Origin of the sequence: Streptomyces sp. NPDC057950, assembly GCF_042887295.1 — a bacterium.
Taxonomy (GTDB): Bacteria; Actinomycetota; Actinomycetes; order Streptomycetales; family Streptomycetaceae; genus Streptomyces; species Streptomyces kaempferi.
Genome location: NZ_JBHVPP010000009.1, coordinates 145785 through 164689 on the forward strand (window position 1 = coordinate 145785; position 18905 = coordinate 164689).

At 72.7% G+C, this 18905-nt stretch carries 18 protein-coding genes and 1 pseudogene; 13 read left to right on the forward strand and 6 right to left on the reverse strand.

From position 1 onward, the window contains the following. Window positions 1-271: 271 nt before the first annotated feature. Window positions 272-487, reverse strand: coding sequence for a hypothetical protein (locus tag ACFVTC_RS17065; protein WP_228120476.1), 216 nt, complete (start codon window positions 485-487; stop codon window positions 272-274). Window positions 488-717: 230 nt separating this feature from the next. Here ACFVTC_RS17065 and ACFVTC_RS17070 point away from each other — a divergent pair, with 230 nt between their 5' ends. The 9 genes from ACFVTC_RS17070 (at window position 718) to ACFVTC_RS17110 (ending at window position 10239) form a co-directional block, all read left to right on the forward strand. Continuing rightward, window positions 718-1113, forward strand: coding sequence for a helix-turn-helix domain-containing protein (locus ACFVTC_RS17070; protein WP_390127628.1), 396 nt, complete (start codon window positions 718-720; stop codon window positions 1111-1113). Window positions 1114-1448: 335 nt separating this feature from the next. Further along, window positions 1449-1709 carry a hypothetical protein gene (locus ACFVTC_RS17075; RefSeq protein ID WP_385092154.1) on the forward strand — a complete coding sequence of 87 codons (261 nt, stop codon included), beginning with the start codon at window positions 1449-1451 and terminating at the stop codon, window positions 1707-1709. 220 nt (window positions 1710-1929) lie between these two features. Further along, the gene (locus tag ACFVTC_RS17080; protein ID WP_390127630.1) at window positions 1930-2763 is read left to right on the forward strand and encodes a M55 family metallopeptidase; all 834 of its coding nucleotides are present in this window, start codon (window positions 1930-1932) and stop codon (window positions 2761-2763) included. Further along, on the forward strand, window positions 2756-4069 hold the full coding sequence (locus ACFVTC_RS17085) for a M20/M25/M40 family metallo-hydrolase (RefSeq protein ID WP_390127632.1): 1314 nt from the start codon (window positions 2756-2758) through the stop codon (window positions 4067-4069). Before ACFVTC_RS17080 ends, ACFVTC_RS17085 begins: the two co-directional genes overlap by 8 nt. A gap of 10 nt (window positions 4070-4079) precedes the next feature. Then, on the forward strand, window positions 4080-6038 hold the full coding sequence (locus ACFVTC_RS17090) for a prolyl oligopeptidase family serine peptidase (protein ID WP_390127634.1): 1959 nt from the start codon (window positions 4080-4082) through the stop codon (window positions 6036-6038). Next, on the forward strand, window positions 6035-6961 hold the full coding sequence (locus ACFVTC_RS17095) for an LD-carboxypeptidase (protein WP_390127636.1): 927 nt from the start codon (window positions 6035-6037) through the stop codon (window positions 6959-6961). The genes ACFVTC_RS17090 and ACFVTC_RS17095 overlap by 4 nt, the downstream gene beginning before the upstream one ends. Window positions 6962-7245: 284 nt before the next feature. Further along, a complete protein-coding gene (locus tag ACFVTC_RS17100; protein ID WP_329527813.1) occupies window positions 7246-7494 on the forward strand; it encodes a LapA family protein in 249 nt (82 codons plus the stop codon). A gap of 50 nt (window positions 7495-7544) precedes the next feature. Beyond that, window positions 7545-8096, forward strand: coding sequence for a GNAT family N-acetyltransferase (locus ACFVTC_RS17105; protein WP_381235142.1), 552 nt, complete (start codon window positions 7545-7547; stop codon window positions 8094-8096). A gap of 139 nt (window positions 8097-8235) precedes the next feature. Continuing rightward, window positions 8236-10239 (forward strand): DUF5107 domain-containing protein, encoded by a 2004-nt coding sequence (locus ACFVTC_RS17110; protein WP_390127639.1) that lies wholly within the window; start codon window positions 8236-8238, stop codon window positions 10237-10239. A gap of 81 nt (window positions 10240-10320) precedes the next feature. On the opposite strand, the gene ACFVTC_RS17115 is transcribed toward ACFVTC_RS17110, so the two are convergent. The 3 genes and pseudogenes from ACFVTC_RS17115 to ACFVTC_RS17125 form a co-directional block, all read right to left on the reverse strand. Then, window positions 10321-10674, reverse strand: a complete 354-nt coding sequence (locus ACFVTC_RS17115) for a VOC family protein (protein WP_390127641.1) — start codon at window positions 10672-10674, stop codon at window positions 10321-10323. A 135-nt stretch (window positions 10675-10809) separates the two neighbouring features. Further along, window positions 10810-11631: a class I SAM-dependent methyltransferase gene (locus tag ACFVTC_RS17120; protein WP_390127643.1), complete on the reverse strand. Its 822-nt coding sequence runs from the start codon at window positions 11629-11631 to the stop codon at window positions 10810-10812. A gap of 118 nt (window positions 11632-11749) precedes the next feature. Next, a pseudogene (locus ACFVTC_RS17125) lies at window positions 11750-12319 on the reverse strand (phosphatase PAP2 family protein); the annotation flags it as partial. Between the two features lie 349 nt (window positions 12320-12668). On the opposite strand from ACFVTC_RS17125, the gene ACFVTC_RS17130 reads away from it, so the two are divergent. The 3 genes from ACFVTC_RS17130 (at window position 12669) to ACFVTC_RS17140 (ending at window position 16147) form a co-directional block, all read left to right on the forward strand. Continuing rightward, window positions 12669-14288 carry an ATP-binding cassette domain-containing protein gene (locus ACFVTC_RS17130; RefSeq protein WP_390127644.1) on the forward strand — a complete coding sequence of 540 codons (1620 nt, stop codon included), beginning with the start codon at window positions 12669-12671 and terminating at the stop codon, window positions 14286-14288. Window positions 14289-14460: 172 nt separating this feature from the next. Beyond that, a complete protein-coding gene (locus tag ACFVTC_RS17135; protein WP_168530938.1) occupies window positions 14461-14697 on the forward strand; it encodes a DUF6158 family protein in 237 nt (78 codons plus the stop codon). Between the two features lie 655 nt (window positions 14698-15352). Further along, window positions 15353-16147: an RNA polymerase sigma factor SigF gene (locus ACFVTC_RS17140; protein WP_390127647.1), complete on the forward strand. Its 795-nt coding sequence runs from the start codon at window positions 15353-15355 to the stop codon at window positions 16145-16147. 183 nt (window positions 16148-16330) lie between these two features. On the opposite strand, the gene ACFVTC_RS17145 is transcribed toward ACFVTC_RS17140, so the two are convergent. Together ACFVTC_RS17145 and ACFVTC_RS17150 are read right to left on the reverse strand one after the other, a co-directional pair. Next, complete coding sequence (locus tag ACFVTC_RS17145) at window positions 16331-16492, reverse strand: hypothetical protein (RefSeq protein ID WP_390127649.1); 162 nt, start codon at window positions 16490-16492, stop codon at window positions 16331-16333. Then, window positions 16489-17451 carry a PAS domain-containing protein gene (locus tag ACFVTC_RS17150; RefSeq protein ID WP_390127651.1) on the reverse strand — a complete coding sequence of 321 codons (963 nt, stop codon included), beginning with the start codon at window positions 17449-17451 and terminating at the stop codon, window positions 16489-16491. Before ACFVTC_RS17150 ends, ACFVTC_RS17145 begins: the two co-directional genes overlap by 4 nt. 108 nt (window positions 17452-17559) lie before the next feature. Between ACFVTC_RS17150 and ACFVTC_RS17155 the strand changes: the two genes are divergently transcribed. Beyond that, entirely contained in the window at window positions 17560-18384 is an 825-nt protein-coding gene (locus tag ACFVTC_RS17155) for an ANTAR domain-containing response regulator (RefSeq protein WP_390127653.1), read from the forward strand. The last annotated feature ends 521 nt before the right edge of the window (window positions 18385-18905 follow it).

Consider the following 18905-nt stretch of genomic DNA (forward strand, 5'->3'; position numbering starts at 1 on the left):
GCGGCCGACTCGTTGTGGGCGCTGATGTTGGCGACGTGCTTGGTCACGTTGGTGGTGCGGCCGAAGCTGAACTTCAGGCGTCCGAGGGCCTCGCGGCCGGGGAGCAGCTCGGCGGACTCGGACTGCAGCTCGTTCATGTCCATGCTCATGGGATGTCCTTTCGGGACGTGGTTCGTTGATGTGGTCGTGGTGGTGACGCATAGGCGGACGCGGGCGTGGCGTCCGGTGTCGCGAAGGTGCGGAGGGACGCGGGCGAGCGTCCCGTTCCGGACTACTGCGAGACGTTGATGGCCTGGGCGGCGCTGGACGACGCGTCCGACCAGCTGGAGTGGTCGTTGAGCGCGGCCGACTCGTTGTGGGCGCTGATGTTGGCGACGTGCTTGGTCACGTTGGTGGTGCGGCCGAAGCTGAACTTCAGGCGTCCGAGGGCCTCGCGACCGGGCAGCAGCTCGGCGGACTCGGTGTCGAGTTCACGGTTGTCCATCATGATCGGTTCCCCCTCAGGGATAGACATTTCCGATCGAACGAAGGCAGGTTCCCCCCAAACTTCGTCCAATCTTGTCGGACGTGCTGTCCAACGAGATTGGACAGTAGTAGCCCCGGAGCTCGCCGCGCAAGCGGTTCGGGAAAAGACTTCTGGGGCCTGAGCGAAGCCCCACGTAGAATCGATCCCGCTTGGAAGAGTTCCGCCCGGCGGCGAGCAGGAAGTGACCATCGGTGGCCAACGCACTGCAGCAGATCATCAGAGATCGCCTCGACCGTGAGGGCTGGTCCTACGGAGAGGTGGCACGTCGGGGCGGCATTCCGCGCTCCACGGTCCATCACCTGGCGACGGCCGAGCGCGTGGTGCGTATGCCACAGCCCAGCACGCTGGAAGGGCTGTCCAAGGGACTTGGACTGTCGTTGGACACGGTGCGCCGTGCCGCGGCGGAGGCCTGCGGCATTCACGTGTACGCGGCTGATCCGGCGGCGGCGGTGGTGGACGCCAGTGCCTCGGCCGACCCCGAGGTCGACCTGCTCATCGCGAGCGTCCAGCAGCTCTCCGTCGACGACCGGCGCCATGTCGCGGCGCTCGTGGAATCACTCCTGGGGCGCGACGCCCACCGGGGCTGACCATCGGCCTGACGCCTGACGCCTGACGCCTGACGCCTGACGCCTGACGCCTGACGCCTGACGCCTGACGCCTGACGCCCGGGTCGGGGGCCGGCATCTCGCGTCGGGTGGGTCGGGGCCGTCGGGACCGGTGCGGTCCGGGCGCGGTGGGTGTCAGGCTGTCGGGCCGGTCGAGGGCGTACGGCGTAGACGCGCGAGCGCCCGCTCCGGTTCCTCTTCCCGGGGATCCCGGTAAAAGAATCCAGAACCGCCGAAACCGGCAAGATCCACAGCTAGTCTCTCATTCTGCTCGGGGCACGTGAGCCGCACGACCCCTGTGTCACCCAGGGGGACATGTGCTGTTCGTGCACGGAGGACCCACCACCGCCGTGGTCCGGGGCAGTACTGGCGAGTCCGTCGTCCTGCTCTCCGGCGAACTGCCCGACATACTGACCGAGAGCGCGCTCGCCGAACTGCTCGACCTCGCCGCCGCCGTCCTCAGTGAGCAGGAGCTGAAGCTCTTCCGCCGCTGCCTGGACGCCCTGGTGCGCGGGGAGGGCGGGACGCCGCGCCGCATCGAGCTGGACGGCGTCGTCCTGACCGTCTACGAGGACTGATCCGAGCCGCGTCCGCGCATCACGCCGAACCCCGAAGTGGCCCCCTCGCGCAGTTCTCCGCGGCCTCCGTGAAACCCTGACCGCCGGACGGTCGCGAAACGTGCGGCGGGTCCGGTTCGGGCCGCTATGTCCACGCATGGCGTCCTGGCCCGGCGCCGCGTCGCCGCGTAGCGTGGCCCGACATGGAGACTGCCGCTGACCTGTGCGAAGAGGGTGTGTCGTGAAGATCCTCATCAGCGCCGACATGGAGGGCGCCACCGGGGTGACCTGGCCGGCCGACGTGCTCCCGGGGACACCCCAGTGGGAGCGGTGCCGCTCGATGTTCACCTCGGACGTGAACGCCGCCGTGCTCGGTTTCCTCGACGGCGGCGCGGACGAGGTGCTGATCAACGAGGCGCACTGGTCCATGCGGAATCTGCTGCTCGAACGGCTCGACGAGAGAGCCGAGATGCTCACCGGCCGGCACAAGTCGCTGTCCATGGTGGAGGGCGTGCAGCACGGCGACGTGGACGGCATCGCGTTCGTCGGGTACCACACGGGCGCCGGCATGGAGGGCGTCCTCGCGCACACCTACCTGGCGAACTCGATCACCGGGGTGTGGGTGAACGGCGTACGGGCCAGCGAGGGGCTGCTCAACTCGCGTGTCGTCGCCGAGTACGGCGTCCCCGTCGTCCTCGTCACGGGGGACGACCTGGCCTGCGAGGACGCGCTCGGATACGCGCCGGGGGCGCTCAAGGTCGCCGTCAAGGACCATGTGTCGCGGTACGCCGCGGTGTGCCGTACGCCGTCCCGGACCGCCGCCGACATCCGGGCCGCCGCCAAGGAAGCGGCGGCGCTGGCCGTGCGGCACGAACCGGTGGTGGGCGGCCCGTTCACGGTGGCGCTGGAGTTCGACGCGGAGCACCTGTCCATGGCGGCCACCGTCGTGCCGGGTGTGGAACGCACCGGAGAGCGCAGAGTTGCCTACACCAGCGACACCATGTACGAGGGAATCCGTACCTTCAAGGCGGTCACCACGATCGTCTCGGCCGCGGTGGAGGAGCAGTATGGCTGACGGACAGGCACTGGACGAGGTCGTACGTTTCACCTCCGACCTCATCCGTATCGACACCACGAACCGGGGCGGCGGCGACTGCCAGGAACGGCCGGCCGCCGAGTACGCCGCCGCGCTGCTGGCCGAAACGGGCCTGGAACCCGTCCTCGTGGAGCGCACCAAAGGCCGTACGAACGTCGTCGCGCGGCTGGAGGGCACCGATCCCTCCGCCGACGCGCTGCTCGTCCACGGTCATCTCGACGTGGTGCCCGCGCAGGCCGAGGACTGGAGCGTGCACCCGTTCTCCGGGGAGATCCGCGACGGTGTCGTCTGGGGGCGCGGCGCGGTCGACATGAAGAACATGGACGCGATGATCCTCGCGGTCGTACGCGGCTGGGCACGCCTCGGTGTACGGCCCCGGCGCGACCTCGTGATCGCGTTCACCGCCGACGAGGAGGCGAGCGCGGAGGACGGGTCCGGATTCCTCGCCGACCGGCATCCGGAGCTGTTCGAGGGCTGTACCGAGGGCATCAGCGAGTCCGGGGCGTTCACCTTCCACGACGGCAGTGGCCGGGAGCTCTACCCGATCGCGGCGGGGGAGCGCGGCACCGGGTGGCTCAAGCTCACGGCGCGCGGGCGGGCAGGACACGGCTCCAAGGTGAACCGGAACAACGCCGTGACACACCTCGCGGCCGCGATCGCCAGGATCGGCGCGCACGAGTGGCCCATCAGACTCACGCCGACCGTCCGCGCGGCCCTCACCGAACTCGCCGCGCTGTACGGGATCGACGCGGACCTCGACGACCTCGACGGCGTGGACGAACTGCTGCGCAAGCTCGGCCCGGCCGCCGCGCTCGTCGACGCCACCGTGCGCAACAGCGCCAACCCGACCATGCTCAGCGCCGGTTACAAGGTCAACGTGATTCCCGGGGAAGCGGTCGCGTTCGTGGACGGCCGCCATCTCCCGGGCACCGAGGACGAGTTCCGCGCCACCCTCGACCACCTGACGGGACCGGACGTGGAGTGGGAGTTCCACCACCGCGAGGTCGCCCTGCAGGCGCCGCTCGATTCGGTGACGTACCACCGGATGCGTGCGGCGGTCGAGGAGTTCGCGCCCGAGGGGCACGTGGTGCCGTACTGCATGTCGGGCGGCACGGACGCCAAGCAGTTCTCGCGCCTCGGTATCACCGGTTACGGATTCGCGCCGCTGAAACTGCCCGAGGGTTTCGACTACCAGGCGCTCTTCCACGGTGTCGACGAACGCGTCCCCGTCGAGGCACTGCACTTCGGCGTCCACGTTCTCGACCGCTTTCTGCGCACGGCCTGAGGGGGACGGAATGCGGACACTGCCATACGGATCATGGCCTTCGCCCATCGACGCGGCGCTCGCCGCGGCACACGACGGGCATCCCGAATTCGCCGGTTTCGTCGGCGACGAGGCGTGGTGGACCGAACCCAGGCCCACCGAGGGCGGCCGGCGTACCCTCGTGCGGCGACGCGCCGACGGCACGCAGGAGTCGGTGCTGCCCGCCCCGTGGAACGTCCGCAGCCGCGTCATCGAGTACGGCGGACAGCCCTGGGCGGGGGAGATGCGCCCCGAGGGGCCGTTCGTGGTGTTCGTGAACTTCGCCGACCAGCGGCTGTACGCGTACGAGCCCGGCGCCGAGCCCCGCCCCCTCACGCCCGTGTCCCGCGTCGGTGGCGGACTGCGCTGGGTGGACCCGCAGTTGCGCCCCGAACGGGGTGAAGTGTGGTGTGTGATGGAGGAGTTCACCGGCGACGGACCGACCGACGTACGACGGGTGGCCGTGGCGGTGCCGCTCGACGGGTCGGCGGCACAGGACCGGGGCGCCGTGCGTGAACTCATCGACGCACGCCACCGGTTCGTCACCGGACCGCGGCTGTCCCCTGACGGCGGGCAGGCGGCCTGGCTCGCCTGGGACCACCCGCGGATGCCCTGGGACGGCACGGAACTCATCCTCGCGGACGTCACCGAGGACGGCACCCTGCACGCCCCGCGGGTGGTCGCGGGCGGCCCCGAGGAGTCGATCGCCCAGGCGGACTGGGCCGCCGACGGCACTCTGCTGTACGCGGGGGACCGCACCGGCTGGTGGAACCTGTACCGGCTCGGACGGGAGACGCCCGTCTGCACCCGGGAGGAGGAGTTCGGCGGCCCGCTGTGGAAGATCGGGTACCGCTGGTTCGCGCCCCTGCCGGGCGGGCTCGTCGCCGTCGTGCACGGACGGGGCGCCACCGCGCTCGGGATACTGGACCCGGAGACCGGCGAGGTCGTCGACGCGGCGGGCCCCTGGACCGAGTTCACCCCGACGCTCGCCGTGCACGGCAGCCGTGTCCTGGGCGTCGGCGCCAGTCCGCGCAGCGCGTACGAGGTGGTCGAGCTGGACTTCCGTACCGGACGCGCCCGGGTGGTCGGCGCCGCCCACGACGACCCGGTGGATCCCGCGCACTACCCGGAGCCGCAGATCCGCACCTTCACCGGCCCCGCCGGCCGGGAGATCCACGCCCACGTCTATCCGCCGCACCACCCCGATCACGTCGCCCCCGGCGACGAACTGCCGCCCTACGTCGTCTGGGCGCACGGTGGCCCCACCGGCCGGGCCCCCCTCGTCCTCGACCTGGAGATCGCCTACTTCACCTCGCGCGGCATCGGTGTCGCCGAGGTCAACTACGGCGGATCGGCGGGACACGGCAGGGAGTACCGCAACCGGCTGCGCGAACAGTGGGGCGTCGTCGACGTCGAGGACTGCGCGGCCGTCGCCGTCGCCCTCGCGGAGGAGGGCACCGCCGACCGGCGGCGGCTCGCCATCCGCGGCGGCAGCGCGGGCGGCTGGACCAGCGCCGCGTCCCTCACGGCCACCGACGTGTACGCCTGCGGCACGATCCTGTACCCGATCCTCGACCTCACCAGCTGGGGTTCGGGGGAGACCCACGACTTCGAGTCCCAGTACCTGGAGTCGCTGATCGGTCCGCTCGCCGAGGTGCCCGGCCGCTATGTGGAGCGTTCACCCGCCGAGCACGCCGACCGGATCACCGCGCCCTTCCTGCTCCTCCAAGGGCTCGACGACCCCATCTGTCCGCCCACGCAGTGCGAACGGTTCCTGTCCAGGATGGCGGGGCGAAACGTCCCGCACGCCTACATCGCCTTCGAGGGCGAGGGGCACGGATTCCGCCGGGCCGAGACCATGGTGCGCGCCCTGGAGTCCGAACTCTCCCTGTACGCACAGGTATTCGGTCTGAACCCGTCCGGCATTCCCACTCTGGAGCTCCTCAAGTGAAGTCCCTGACCCGTCCCGCCCGGCTCGCACCAGGGGCCCGCGTCGCCGTCGTCTCGCCGAGCGGTCCCGTGCCCGAGGAGCGGCTGGAGGCGGGCCTCGACCTGCTGCGCGGCTGGGATCTCGATCCCGTGGTGGCGCCCCATGTCCTGGACCGGCACGCCGAGTTCAACTACCTCGCGGGCGCCGACGCCGACCGGGCCGCCGACTTCCAGGCAGCCTGGTGCGACCCGGAGGTGTCCGCGGTGTTCTGCGCCCGCGGCGGCTACGGCGCGCAGCGCATGGTCGACCTCCTCGACTGGGACGCGATCCGCTCCGCGGGCCCCAAGGTGTTCCTCGGCTTCAGCGACATCACCGCACTGCACGAGGCGTTCGCGACCCGCGTCGGGCTGGTCACCCTGCACGGACCGATGATCGCGGCCGTCGACTTCCTGAAGAACGCGCGGACGCAGGAACACCTGCGGGCGACGCTCTTCGAGCCGGAGACCGTACGAACCCTCACGTCCGACACGGCAGGCGCGCTGGTTCCCGGGCGGGCCCGGGGCGTCACCCTCGGCGGCTGCGTCAGCCTGCTGGCCTGCGACCTCGGAACACCGCACGCCCGTGCGTCCGCCCGGGGCGGGCTGCTGCTGATCGAGGACATCGGCGAGGAGGCCTACCGGCTGGACCGGATCCTCACCCAGCTCCTGCGGGCCGGGTGGCTCGACCCGGTCGCCGGGATCGCGCTCGGTTCCTGGGTGGACTGCGGTCCGTACGAGGGCCTGCGGGCCGTCTTCGCCGACCGGCTGGGCGGCCTCGGCGTGCCGGTCGTCGAGCACTTCGGGTTCGGCCACTGCGAGGGGGCCCTCACGATTCCGTTCGGCGTCGGGGCGGAACTGGACGCGGACGAGGGAACGCTGACGCTGGACGAGCCCGCACTCGCGTAGGTCCAGCCGTGGCCGGCGCGTAGGCCCAACCGTGGCCGGTGGCCGGTGGCCGGTGGCCGGTGGCCCGTGGCCCGTGGCTCGTGCCCCGGGGCCCGTCCCGTCGCCGGCGGGGCGCCGTGGTGTCACGGGCGGGGTCGGGGCGCCGCCTTTCAGGACGAGCCGGGGTCCGGGTGCGCGCCGGTGACCTGCCGGGGCGGCCGGGGAGGTGAGGACGAGGGTCCCGCCGGTCACCCGGAGGAACCTCCCACCGCGCGGGTCGCCGACCCGCGACCCATGCTGGGCGCATGAGTCCGAAGTCCCCCGACGCATCCGGCACGAGCGGCGCGAAGAGCCGCGCCGGGCTGATGACACCGGGCAGGACCACCGTCGTGGCGCTGGTTCTCCTCGCCCTGGTCTTCGTCTTCGAGAACACCCGGAGCACGAAGATCCGGCTGCTGATCCCGGAAGTGACCACGCCCCTGTGGATGGCGCTGCTGGGCACCGGCGCGATCGGCGCGCTGTGCGGGGCGTACTCCTCGAGGCGACGGCCGTGAGAACGTGTAGACCACGGGGCCGCAGAGCCGTGGCGGCGTACTGTGGCCGGATGCCTGAGAACGACTCCCCCTATCTCGCCCAGGGCCCCCGCGCGGGCATACGGCACTTCACGTACGAGGACGCGGCCGAGTTCACCGCGCGGGTCCGCGAGAGCAAGGCCCTGCATCAGCCCTGGCTCTTCCCGCCGGGAAGCCCCGACGCCTACGCGGCGTACGCGGGACGGCTCATCAAGGACCCCACGAAGGCCGGTTTCCTCGTCTGCGCGCGGGACGGCGGGGCCATCGCCGGCTTCATCAACATCAACAACATCGTCGAGGGCGGCTTTCTGAGCGGGGCGCTCGGATACGGCGCCTTCGCGCACGCCGCGGGGCGGGGACTCATGTCCGAGGGGCTCGGGCTCGTGGTCCGGTACGCCTTCACGACGATGGGGCTGCACCGGCTGGAGATCAACGTCCAGCCCGGGAACGCCGCCTCCATCGCGCTCGCCCGGCGCTGCGGATTCCGGCTGGAGGGGTTCTCGCCGGACTTCATCCACATCGACGGCGCCTGGCGCGACCACGAACGCTGGGCGATCACGTCGGAGATGACCTCTTCCCCGTGACCCGCCCGCGCCCGGCACGGTCCCCGGCCGTCGCGGGCCCGCCGGCGTCCCGGGGCCGGGCCGCACCGCCGCCTTTGCGTAATCCTGACCGTATCCTGACGAGCGGAACCCCTGGTCAGGTCGGCGATGTCGCTGTTCCATGGTCGTCGTGACGACGATCCGACGTGACGTAATGACGCTGCCGTCAGCGGAGCTGGGCCCCAGCAACCCCCTGCCGCCCCTGCGGCCGCTCGACGAGGCGCATCGCATCGACGACCGGGACCGCGAAGGACTGCCCCGGGACATGGCCCGGCAGATCGGCTACGAACCCCTCCGCGACGTCCTGCCGGAGCGCCTCCGGGACGGCTACGACAGACACCGCGCGCCCCGCGCGACCGACACGATCGTGATCGAGAACGACCGGCTGCGGGTCACCGTGCTGCCGTCCCGCGGGGGTCGTGTCGCCTCCCTCTTCCACAAGCCCTCCGGGCGCGAACTCCTGTACCGCAACCCGGTGTTCCAGCCCGCCTGCTTCGCCCTCAACGGCGCCTGGTTCTCCGGCGGCATCGAGTGGAACATCGGCGCGACCGGCCACACGACCCTGTCCTGCGCACCCGTCCACGCGGCCCGGGTGGTGGCCCCCGACGGCGGCGAGATGCTCCGCCTGTGGGAGTGGGAACGGCTGCGCGACCTGCCCTTCCAGGTCGACCTGTGGCTGCCGGACGGCTCCGACTTCCTGCACGTCGGCGTCCGTGTGCGCAACCCGCACGAGAAGCCCGCCCCCGTGTACTGGTGGTCCAACATCGCCGTCCCCGAGGGGCGCAGGGTGCTGGTCCCGGCGGACGAGGCATGGCACTTCGGCTACGAGCGGCGGCTGCGCCGGGTGCCGGTACCCGAGCACGAGGGCGTCGACCGCACCCGTCCGTCGCGCGCCGACTTCCCCGCCGACTACTTCTACGAGGTGCCCGACGGGCAGCGCCGCTGGATCGCCGCGCTCGACGACGCGGGTGAAGGGCTCGTGCAGACGTCCACCGACGTGCTGCGAGGACGCAAGCTGTTCGTCTGGGGTTCCGGCGCGGGCGGCCGGCGCTGGCAGGAGTGGCTCACCGAGCCCGGCACCGGCGGCTACTGCGAGATCCAGGCCGGGCTCGCCCGCACCCAGTTGGAGCACGTGCGGCTGGACGCGGAGGGCGAGGTGACCTGGCTGGAGTCGTACGGGCCGCTGGCGGGGGACGACGCCGCCGCGCGGACGGTCCACGGAACCGACTGGGCCGCGGCGCGGGCGGAGGTGGAGGGCCGTCTGGAGCGCGCTCTGCCGCGGGCCGACGTCGAGGCGGCGTACGCGGCCTGGCTCCCGCACGCCGACACCGAACCCGGCGAGGTGCTGCACGTCGGGTCCGGCTGGGGAGCCCTCGAAGTGCTCCGCGCCACCTACAAGTTGGCGGGGACGCCGTTCGACGGGTCGACGCTGGGGGCGGCCCAGGCGCCGTGGGTGGAACTGCTCAGGACCGGTGCCTTTCCCGAGCAGCGGCGGGTCGGGCCGCCGGGCGAGACGCTGGTCGCCCCGCACTGGCGGGACATGCTGGAGACGGCGCCCGCCAAGCCGCTCGCCGAATACCACCTCGGCGTCGCCCAGTGGCACGCGGGGGATGTGGCGCAGGCGGTGCGCAGTTGGGAGCGGGCACTCGAACTCGCCCCGTCCCTCTGGCCGTTGCTGCGCTGTCTGGCCGTCGCGGACCAGCAGGCGGGGAACCGGGAGCGGGCCGCTGACCGGTACGCCGAGGCGTTCGACGACCTGTGCCAGGAGCGTCGTGACGACGGTGCGGCGTGGACCGCGGCCACGGCCGCGCTCGGGCGGGAGGCGCTGGCGGCGCTGCTCGCGGCGCGGCGTACGGCGGACGCGCGGAGGGTCTGGGAGAGGCTGCGGCCCGCGACCCGGGAGAGGGGTCGATTCCGGCTGATCGAGGCGGAGTTGCTGCTCGCGGAGGGGGACCGGGAGGGCGCGCGGGCCGTGTTCGACGCGGGGTTCGAGGTCGCCGATCTGCGGGAGGGCGCCGAGGCGATCGGCGCGCTGTGGGCTCGGCTGACCGACGAGGCGCTGCCCGACCGGTACGACTTCCGGATGCGGCCGCCGGCGACCGAATGGCGCGTCGATCCGGCCTGAAGGGGACCCGCCCTCGCATGCCGGGAGCCGGGGCGGACCGGCCCGCCCCGGCCCACGAGGGCGGAAAGGGAGCCGGACCGGCTACTGGGCCGTCCCGCGGTCCACGTACTCGTAGACGACCCCGTCCGGATGCATGGCGATCAGGTTGCGGCCCGCGGGTGTCCCCACGGGCCCCGCCAGAATGTGCGCACCCAGCTCACCGAGCACCCGGTGGGCCTCGTCGACGTCCTTGACGGCGATGGTCGCGGCGACCTTGCGCAGGACGTCCAGCTCGGCCTCCGGTCCACTCATCAGCAGGAAGCAGCCGACCGCCGCGACCGACACTCCGCCGCGCTCGAAGCGCAGGGCGCGCACGCCCGCGAGTCTTTCGTAGAAGGGGACCGAAGCCTCCAGGTCGTCGACGCAGATACGCAGCGTGGTTCCCAGAATCTCCATGCGGAGGAGCCTAGTTGGGGCAGCCTCGGGAGGAGATCGTTTCGGACGCATCCCCAGGGGGACGGTCCACCCGTCGAGGAGCGGCCGCTTCACTCCCGCCCGGCCGAGCGCTTCACCCGTCCTCGGCCGGGCGGGTCACACGTCCTTCCGGCAGAGGATCTCCCCGTGCAGCACGGAGAACCAGCCGTCCTCCCGGCGCCCCCACTCGCGCCACGCCTCCGACACGGCCCGCAGGTCCCCGGCGGTCGCGTGGCCGCCCTCGGTGGCCCGGTCCGCGTACGCCGACGCCAGGGTGCGATCGGCCCACAGCCCGCTCCACCACCCCCGCTCGGCCTCGGTGGCGAAGGTCCAGGTGCTCGACGTCGCGGTGATGTCCGTGAGCCCGGCGGCCAGTGCCCACGACCTGAGACGGCGGCCCGCGGCCGGCTCGCCCCCGTTGGCGCGGGCGACGCGCAGATAGAGGTCCAGCCAGTCGGTCATGCCCGGTACCTCTGGATACCAGCTCATGGCCGGGTAGTCCGCGTCACGGACGGCGATGAAGCCGCCGGGCCTGGTGACCCGGTGCATCTCGCGCAGCGCCCGCACCGGGTCACCCACGTGCTGCAGCACCTGGTGGGCGTGGACGACACAGAAGGTGTCGTCCGGGAAGTCCAGGGCGTGCACGTCCGCGACCCCGAACTCGACGTTGCGCAGCCCGCGGTCGGCCGCCGTGGCGCGGGCCTGGTCCAGGATTCCGGGGGCGTGGTCGACGCCCGTGACGTGCCCGTCGGGAACCAGTTCCGCCAGGTCCGCGGTGATGGTGCCCGGTCCGCAGCCGATGTCCAGGATCTTCATGTGGGGCTTGAGCGAGTCGAGCAGGTAGGCCGCGGAGTTGGCGGCGGTGCGCCAGGTGTGCGAGCGCAGTACGGACTCGTGGTGGCCGTGCGTGTAGACGGCGGTCTCCTGCGGCTTGGGCATGACCGTTCCCCTTCGTCTTCTTCTCGTCGGTCATGGATCACCGTACGCCCGCGTGTCGGATGGTGAGACCTGCGTCTTGACATGTGGACCGCCGCTCTCAGTGGCGCGGGCCGTGCTCCGGGAGCATGCCGCGTACGGCGTACGCGGCGGCGGCGCCCAGGGCCGCGCCCGCGAGGACGTCGCTCGGGAAGTGGGCGCCGGTGTAGACACGTGACAGGGCCACCGCGGTGGCGAGCGGTGCCACGGCGGCGCCCCAGCCGCGCGACTCCAGTGCCACCCCTGTCGCGAAGGCGGCGGCCGACGCGGAGTGACCCGAGGGGAACGAGGTCGTGATCGGCTGGCGCTTGAGCCGGCGCGCCCGGGGGACCGGGGCGAGGGACGGGCGGGGGCGGCGCACCGTGCGTTTGCCGACGGTGTTGATCGTCGCGGAGGCGAGGCTGAGTGAGGCGAGACCCCTGGCCGCGGCCCGGCGCGCGTGGGGGGTGCGGGTGGCGGCGAGGGCCGCGGCCGTGGCGAACCACAGCAGGCCGTGGTTCGCGCTGCGGCTCAGTTTCGGCAGGACGCGGTCACCGCCCGGCCAGTGGCGGGACGCGACGGCCTCGAAGAGGCGGGAGTCCGCCGTCAGGAAGCGGCTGCGGAGGGGGTGAGGGCCCGGGGGACCGGTGGTGAGGTCGATGTCAGGCGTGATGGTCATGGGGTGCGACTACCCGCGCCGGGGCGTTTTCCGCCCCCGGGGCCCGCACGGGCCTCCGTCCGCGGGGTCCGCACGGGCCTCCGTTTCCGGGGTCCGCACGGGCCTCTGTCCCCGGGGTCCGCACGGGCCTCTGTCCCCGGGGTCCGCACGGGCCTCCGCCCCCGGGGCCCGCACCGGCCTCCGACGCCCCCGGCCGGGCCGCGGACCCCGGAATCGCGGGTGCGCCGCGTGCGGGGCCGGGGCGTGGTTCCGGGCCCGGCCGGGCGCGCGGGGATGTGGAGTGGCCCACCCCGTCGGATATGGGTTTGCCGGGCGGCCCCGCCTCCACGGAGAATGCCTCACCATGGGACACCTCGAAGCCGCACACCTTGAGTACTACCTTCCCGACGGGAGGGCGCTGCTCGGCGACGTGTCGTTTCGGGTGGGGGAAGGGGCCGTCGTCGCCCTGGTCGGTCCCAACGGAGCCGGCAAGACCACGCTGCTCCGGCTGATCTCGGGGGAGCTGAAGCCGCACGGGGGGACCGTCACCGTCGGTGGCGGCCTCGGTGTGATGCGTCAGTTCGTCGGCTCGGTACGGGACGAGACGACCGTACGGGACCTGCTCGTGTCCGTGGCACCGCCCCGCATCCGGCAGGCCGCGAAGGCCGTGGACGCCGCCGAGCACGATCTCATGACCGTCGACGACGAGGCTTCCCAGCTCCGCTACGCGCAGGCCCTGTCCGACTGGGCCGAGGTGCGCGGATACGAGTCCGAGACGCTCTGGGACATGTGCACCATGGCCGCGCTCGGCGTCCCGTACGAGAAGGCGCAGTGGCGTCAGGTGCGGACACTGTCCGGCGGTGAGCAGAAGCGGCTGGTGCTCGAAGCCCTGCTGCGCGGCACCGACGAGGTCCTGCTCCTCGACGAGCCGGACAACTATCTCGACGTACCCGGTAAGCGCTGGCTGGAGGAGCGGCTCAAGGAGACCCGCAAGACCGTTCTGTTCGTCTCCCACGACCGGGAGCTGCTGGCGCGCGCCGCCGAGAAGATCGTCAGCGTCGAGCCCAGCCCGGCCGGTGCCGACGCCTGGGTGCACGGCGGCGGCTTCGCGACGTACCACGAGGCCCGCCAGGAGCGCTTCGCCCGCTTCGAGGAACTGCGCAGGCGCTGGGACGAGAAGCACGCCCAGTTGAAGAAGCTGGTGCTGAACCTGCGTCAGGCCGCCTCCATCAGCCATGAGTTGGCGTCCCGCTACCAGGCCGCGCAGACCCGGCTGAGGAAGTTCGAGGAGGCCGGCCCGCCGCCTGAGCCGCCGCGCGAGCAGGACATCAGGATGCGGCTGCACGGCGGACGGACCGGTGTGCGGGCCATCACCTGCCAGGGGCTCGAGCTCACCGGTCTGATGAACCCCTTCGACCTGGAGGTCTTCTACGGCGAGCGCGTCGCGGTGCTCGGTTCCAACGGCTCCGGGAAGTCGCACTTCCTGCGTCTGCTCGCCGGGGACACCGTCGCGCACACCGGCGCGTGGAAACTCGGCGCGAGGGTCGTCGCGGGACACTTCGCGCAGACGCACGCCCATCCCGAGCTGCAGGGGCGCACGCTCCTGGACATCCTGTGGAGCGAGCACTCCCAGGACCGTGGCGCCGCGATGTCCCGGTTGCGCCGCTACGAACTGACCGCCCAGGCCGAGCAGCGGTTCGAGAAGCTGTCCGGCGGCCAGCAGGCCCGCTTCCAGATCCTGCTGCTGGAGCTCGAGGGCTCCACCGCCCTGCTGCTGGACGAGCCGACCGACAACCTCGACCTCGAGTCGGCGGAGGCACTCCAGGAGGGCCTGGAGGCGTACGAGGGGACGGTCCTCGCGGTCACCCACGACCGCTGGTTCGCCCGCTCCTTCGACCGCTACCTGGTCTTCGGTTCCGACGGACGGATCCGGGAGACGGCGGAGCCGGTCTGGGACGAGCGGCGCGTGGAGCGCGCCCGCTAGACAGGGCCCGGGACGCCCGTGGAATGCCCGCTTCCCCGGATGTTCGTAGAGTGGAGGGAGGGCGGCGAGATCCATGGTTCCCTCCCGGACGCCGCCCGGGTGCCGCTCGCGGGAGTGGGTGCCCGGCGGGCACCCGGACCGCGCCGCAGGACACGACGAGCGGGGTACCACCATGACCGGAGTCGACCCGGACCGGCTGGACGACCAGCAGCTGATGAGAGAGCTGGAGACGATCCACCGGACGCGCCACGACACGCTGCTCCACGGTTCGAACGACGCGCTGCGGACGCACAACGTGCGCATGGCCCAGTTGGAGGGCGAGTACCTGCGTCGCCACCCGCGCCGCCCGGTGGCCCCGGGCCGGACCCGTGACGGCGCCCGCGACCGGGTCTTCGGCGGAGCCGTCTGAACGCTCCGGACGGCGTCCCCGGCGGGGGCCCGGTCGCTCCCCTCGCACCCGCGACCGGACCCGCGCCGCTCCGGCGCCGGCACTGACACCGTCGCCGAGTCCGGCCCCCCCGTGTGCGGCCCGGCACGGCTGATGCCGGTGAGCGCCGAGCCGGGGAACTCGGACACCGCGACGTCCCCGACGGGGGCCGCCACGGCGACGTCCGCCACGGGGACGTCTCGACTCGGACCGCCACGGGGACGTCCCGACACGGACCGCCACGGTGACGTCCCGACACGAGCCGACACGGTGACGTCCCGACACGGGCTGACTCCGCGAGGTCCTCGCGACGGCCGGCTCCGCGGGCTGACCGCACCTCCCGCACGCATCGGACAGGGCCGTGGACCCTCGCCGGGTTCTCGGCCCCCGGGGATGCGGGTGCCTCAGCAGTACCCCCGGGACCGCGGCCCATGCCCGGCAGACAGGTATCAACCCGCTTGGTGCGTCAGGGGTTTGTCCCGACTGCGCAGGGGCAGGCGGAATTTCAGTGCTTCGGACAGGAGGCACGTCCGTGGGAGCCGTCAGGTTCTCGCCACGGGTGTGCCTGTCCGGCGCGCCCCGCGCTCCCACGGTGACCGTCCAACCCAAGGCACTTTCAAGGGAGTTGCGACGCACCATGGGAAACCGAGTGAGCGCGAAACGCCACCCGCACGACGACGCCCCCGACACCACGGAGGCGTTCCGCAGGCTTGCCGCACTCCCCGCGGGGAGTGCGCGCGACGCACTCCGCGAGGAAATCGTCGAGGCCTGGCTGCCCATGGCGGACCGGCTCGCGGGCCGCTTCCGCAATCGTGGTGAGAACCTGGAGGATCTGCGGCAGGTGGCGGCGCTCGGCCTGGTCAAGGCCGTCGACCGGTACGACCCCGAACTCGGGAACGCCTTCGAGAGCTACGCCGTGCCGACCGTGACCGGCGAGATCAAGCGCCACTTCCGCGACCACATGTGGACCGTCCATGTGCCGCGCCGGGTCCAGGACCTGCGCAACCGTGTGCGGTTCGCCCAGCAGGAACTGTCGGGGACCGTCTCGGGTCACGGGCCCACCGTCGCCGAGATCGCCGCGCACGCCCGGATGAGCGAGGAGGACGTCCGGGCCGGCCTGGAGGCGCTGGAGAGCTTCAGCGCGCTCTCCCTCGACGCCGAACTCCGGGGCAGCGACGACGGGTACTCGCTGAGCGACGGCATCGGCTCGGCCGACCCGGCCCTCGACGTCGTGATCGACCGCGAGGCCGTCAAGCCCCGGCTGCGGGCCCTGCCCGAGCGCGAACGCACCATCCTCTACATGCGGTTCTTCGGCGACATGACCCAGAGCAGCATCGCCGAGCAGCTCGGCATCTCGCAGATGCACGTCTCCCGGCTGATCAGCCGTTGCTGCGCGCGGCTGCGGAACCAGGTCCTGCGCGACGCGGCGTGACCGGTCCACCGGTCGCGGTCCGGCCGGACACGGCGGTGGGCAGGTGCGGGTGAAGCGGTCCGGCACGCGGATCCACACGCGTGCGGTGGACCCGCACGTGTCCGGTGGACCCGCACGTGTCCGGTGGACCCGCACGTGTCCGGTGGACCCGCACGCGTCCGGCGGACGCGTCGCCCCGGTGTGTCACACGCGGTGCATGGCCAGGGCGATGTGACGGGACATCATGTCCATCGCCTGGGCCTCCGCCATCGAGAAGGCGAGGCGGCCGCCACCGCGGAACAGCGTCAGAACTCCGCTCGCGGGGCCGGCCCCGCGGACCAGGGGGACGCACAGCAGCGAGGTCACGTTCGCGCGGACGAGGACGGGGGCGCCCGAGGTGTCACGGCCGAAGGCGTCCGGGTCGGCCGCACGCACCTGGAGCGCCGTCGATCCGCCGCGCGTGGCCTCGACGACGAGAGGACACGCGGCGGGATCCTGCCCGGCCACGGCACTCGCTCCCTCGGTGTCCTCGGCGGGGCGAGCACCGTCGTACGCGACAGCCGCCCGGGACCCGTGTCGGCCACCACCCAGTCCGCGAACCTCCCGTGCAGCACAGCGGCCGCCCGTGCCAGTACCGCGGACGGAGCCACGGCCGGTCCGCCGAGCAGCGCCGTGGTCATGGCGTCCACCAGGTCCATCAGCGCCGCGTGCCGGGTCGTCCCGGTGAGGTCCGGCACCGGGTCCGGCACCCGTTCGTCCGACGGCGCCCGGGACCCCGCGGGCTGCAGCACGACGAGGACGGCGGTGCGCGGCTCGCCGTTGGGGCGCAGGGCGGTCAGCGTCACCCGTACCGGCACCGAGGGGTGCTGCTGGAGGTGCACGGTGAGACTGCGGTCGCCCTCCCCGCGCGCCACCGCCGCGGCCTGCGAGCGGAACGCGGCGCGGTCGCCGTGCGCGAGGAACCCGGACAGCGGCCGGCCGGTGGCGTAGCCGGCCCGGACACCGGTGAAGTCGGCCGCCGCGAAGTTCATCCTGCGGACCACCGTCTCGCGGTCCACCAGTGCGACGGGCACCGGCACCCGCTGGAAGAGGGCCTTGAGGAGCTGCTGTTCCTGGCGGTCGACCGGGGCCACCGCGGCCGGGCCGCCGGAGGACAGCCGCTCGTACCGGGGCCACAACCGGCCCGCCACATGGTCGAGTTCGAAGATCGCCGCGTCGAGCACCGTCGGCAGGGCGTCGGCCGGTACGGAACGCGCCGCCTTGAGTTCCGAGACGCGGCGCACGAAATCCGCGAGTTCTTCACCGAATTCGTCCGTGTGCGCCATGCGATGAACGTAACCCGAAGGACAGGTTCCGGGTGTGGGCGGGGTGTGTCCGGCCGAGTCGTTTTCCGTGCGGGGGAGCGGGAAGGCGCGGAGAGAGGAGGCGCGAACATGGCGGACACCGGTCAACTCGGCCAACTGGGAACGGAATCGGCGGAGTCGACACTTCCGGGCAGGCGGCTGTCGGAACTGGCGGACCGGGCGGTCCGGTGCGCCACCGACTGCTGCGGCGCCAGTTGCGTGGTCTCCGAGGGCGCCGCCGACCGGTCCGCCGCCGTCACCCACCCCGACCTCGCCGGACTCGTGTCCGTCCAGCTGCGCTCCGGCGACGGCCCGATCCCCACCGCGCTGGAACGCGGGGAGCCCGTCGACTCGGCGGACCTGCTGCACGAGGAGCGCTGGCCCGCCTACCGCGCCCTGGCCCTCGACTCGGGGGTGCGCTCCACCGTCACGATCCCCTTCCGGCGCTCCGGGCTGACCGTCACCCTCAGCCTGTACAGCTTCCGGCCGGGCGCCCTGGAGGACGCCCCGCACGGCCCCGCCCGCGCACTCGGCGAGCTCGCCGTGACCTGCCTCGTCCGTGACCGCTCCTACCGTGCCGCGCTGGCCGAGCTCGACCAGCTCGGTGCCGCGCTGCGCACCCGGCCGCTGGTCGACCAGGCGTGCGGCATCGTCATGCACGTACTGGGCTGCGACGCGGACGCGGCCTTCGGCGTGCTGCGCCGCATCTCGCAGGGGAGCCAGCGCAAACTGGCCGACGTGGCCTCGGCCGTCGTGGCCAGGCGTGGCCGCGGTCTGGAACGGGAGATGCGCGTCATCTCGGACCGCTCCCTCCCCGACCGACTGACGAGCGCCTCGCCGTTGTCACCCGCTCGGGTGCCGCCGTCCCGCGAATGGTGTCCGGCCGCGCGCGCCCCGGGGCCGGGCGGGCTGTGATGGGCTCGGGGAGCACGACGGCCGTGCCCCTTCAGACGGAGCCGTTCCGAAGGAGCCCAGCCGATGCGCCGTACCGCCCGTGTGCTGTCCGCCACCGCCCTGGCCTGTACCGCGCTGGGCGCGGCCGCCTCGGCCGCGTCCGCGGATCCGGGCGCCCAGGTCGTGCCGCGCTCCGTGAGACCCGGTGAACTCGTCACCGTCTCCGTCTCCTGTGACGCGACGGGCGGCGCGGCCCCCGAGTTCGTCGACGCCCGCTCCTCCCGCTCCGCCGACTTCGCGGGGTGGGAGGTCCGGTTGCGCCGGGTGAGCGACGGCGCGGACAAGAAGACCGTCACCTACCGCGGCACGGCTCGCGTGCCGTCCCGTGCTCCGGCCCGCGTTCCGGCCCGCGTTCCGTCCCGTGCTCCGGCCCCCGTTCCGTCCCGTGCTCCTGAGCGCGGGGGTTCGGGCGGCCGCATCGGCGACGCGAGCCGTGCGGCGGGTCCCGACGCCTCGGGCGGAGTCGGTGAGCGGGCTGCCGA

Excerpts from the sequence above, each read along its gene's own strand:
- ACFVTC_RS17105 (WP_381235142.1), top strand. The coding sequence starts at position 7,545 with ATGCCTGAGAACGACTCCCCCTATCTCGCCCAGGGCCCCCGCGCGGGC.
- ACFVTC_RS17150 (WP_390127651.1), bottom strand. The coding sequence starts at position 17,451 with ATGGCGCACACGGACGAATTCGGTGAAGAACTCGCGGATTTCGTGCGC.
- ACFVTC_RS17115 (WP_390127641.1), bottom strand. The coding sequence starts at position 10,674 with ATGGAGATTCTGGGAACCACGCTGCGTATCTGCGTCGACGACCTGGAG.
- ACFVTC_RS17130 (WP_390127644.1), top strand. The coding sequence starts at position 12,669 with ATGGGACACCTCGAAGCCGCACACCTTGAGTACTACCTTCCCGACGGG.
- ACFVTC_RS17085 (WP_390127632.1), top strand. The coding sequence starts at position 2,756 with ATGGCTGACGGACAGGCACTGGACGAGGTCGTACGTTTCACCTCCGAC.
- ACFVTC_RS17120 (WP_390127643.1), bottom strand. The coding sequence starts at position 11,631 with ATGCCCAAGCCGCAGGAGACCGCCGTCTACACGCACGGCCACCACGAG.
- ACFVTC_RS17135 (WP_168530938.1), top strand. The coding sequence starts at position 14,461 with ATGACCGGAGTCGACCCGGACCGGCTGGACGACCAGCAGCTGATGAGA.
- ACFVTC_RS17140 (WP_390127647.1), top strand. The coding sequence starts at position 15,353 with ATGGGAAACCGAGTGAGCGCGAAACGCCACCCGCACGACGACGCCCCC.
- ACFVTC_RS17090 (WP_390127634.1), top strand. The coding sequence starts at position 4,080 with ATGCGGACACTGCCATACGGATCATGGCCTTCGCCCATCGACGCGGCG.
- ACFVTC_RS17155 (WP_390127653.1), top strand. The coding sequence starts at position 17,560 with ATGGCGGACACCGGTCAACTCGGCCAACTGGGAACGGAATCGGCGGAG.
- ACFVTC_RS17065 (WP_228120476.1), bottom strand. The coding sequence starts at position 487 with ATGATGGACAACCGTGAACTCGACACCGAGTCCGCCGAGCTGCTGCCC.
- ACFVTC_RS17110 (WP_390127639.1), top strand. The coding sequence starts at position 8,236 with ATGGTCGTCGTGACGACGATCCGACGTGACGTAATGACGCTGCCGTCA.
- ACFVTC_RS17100 (WP_329527813.1), top strand. The coding sequence starts at position 7,246 with ATGAGTCCGAAGTCCCCCGACGCATCCGGCACGAGCGGCGCGAAGAGC.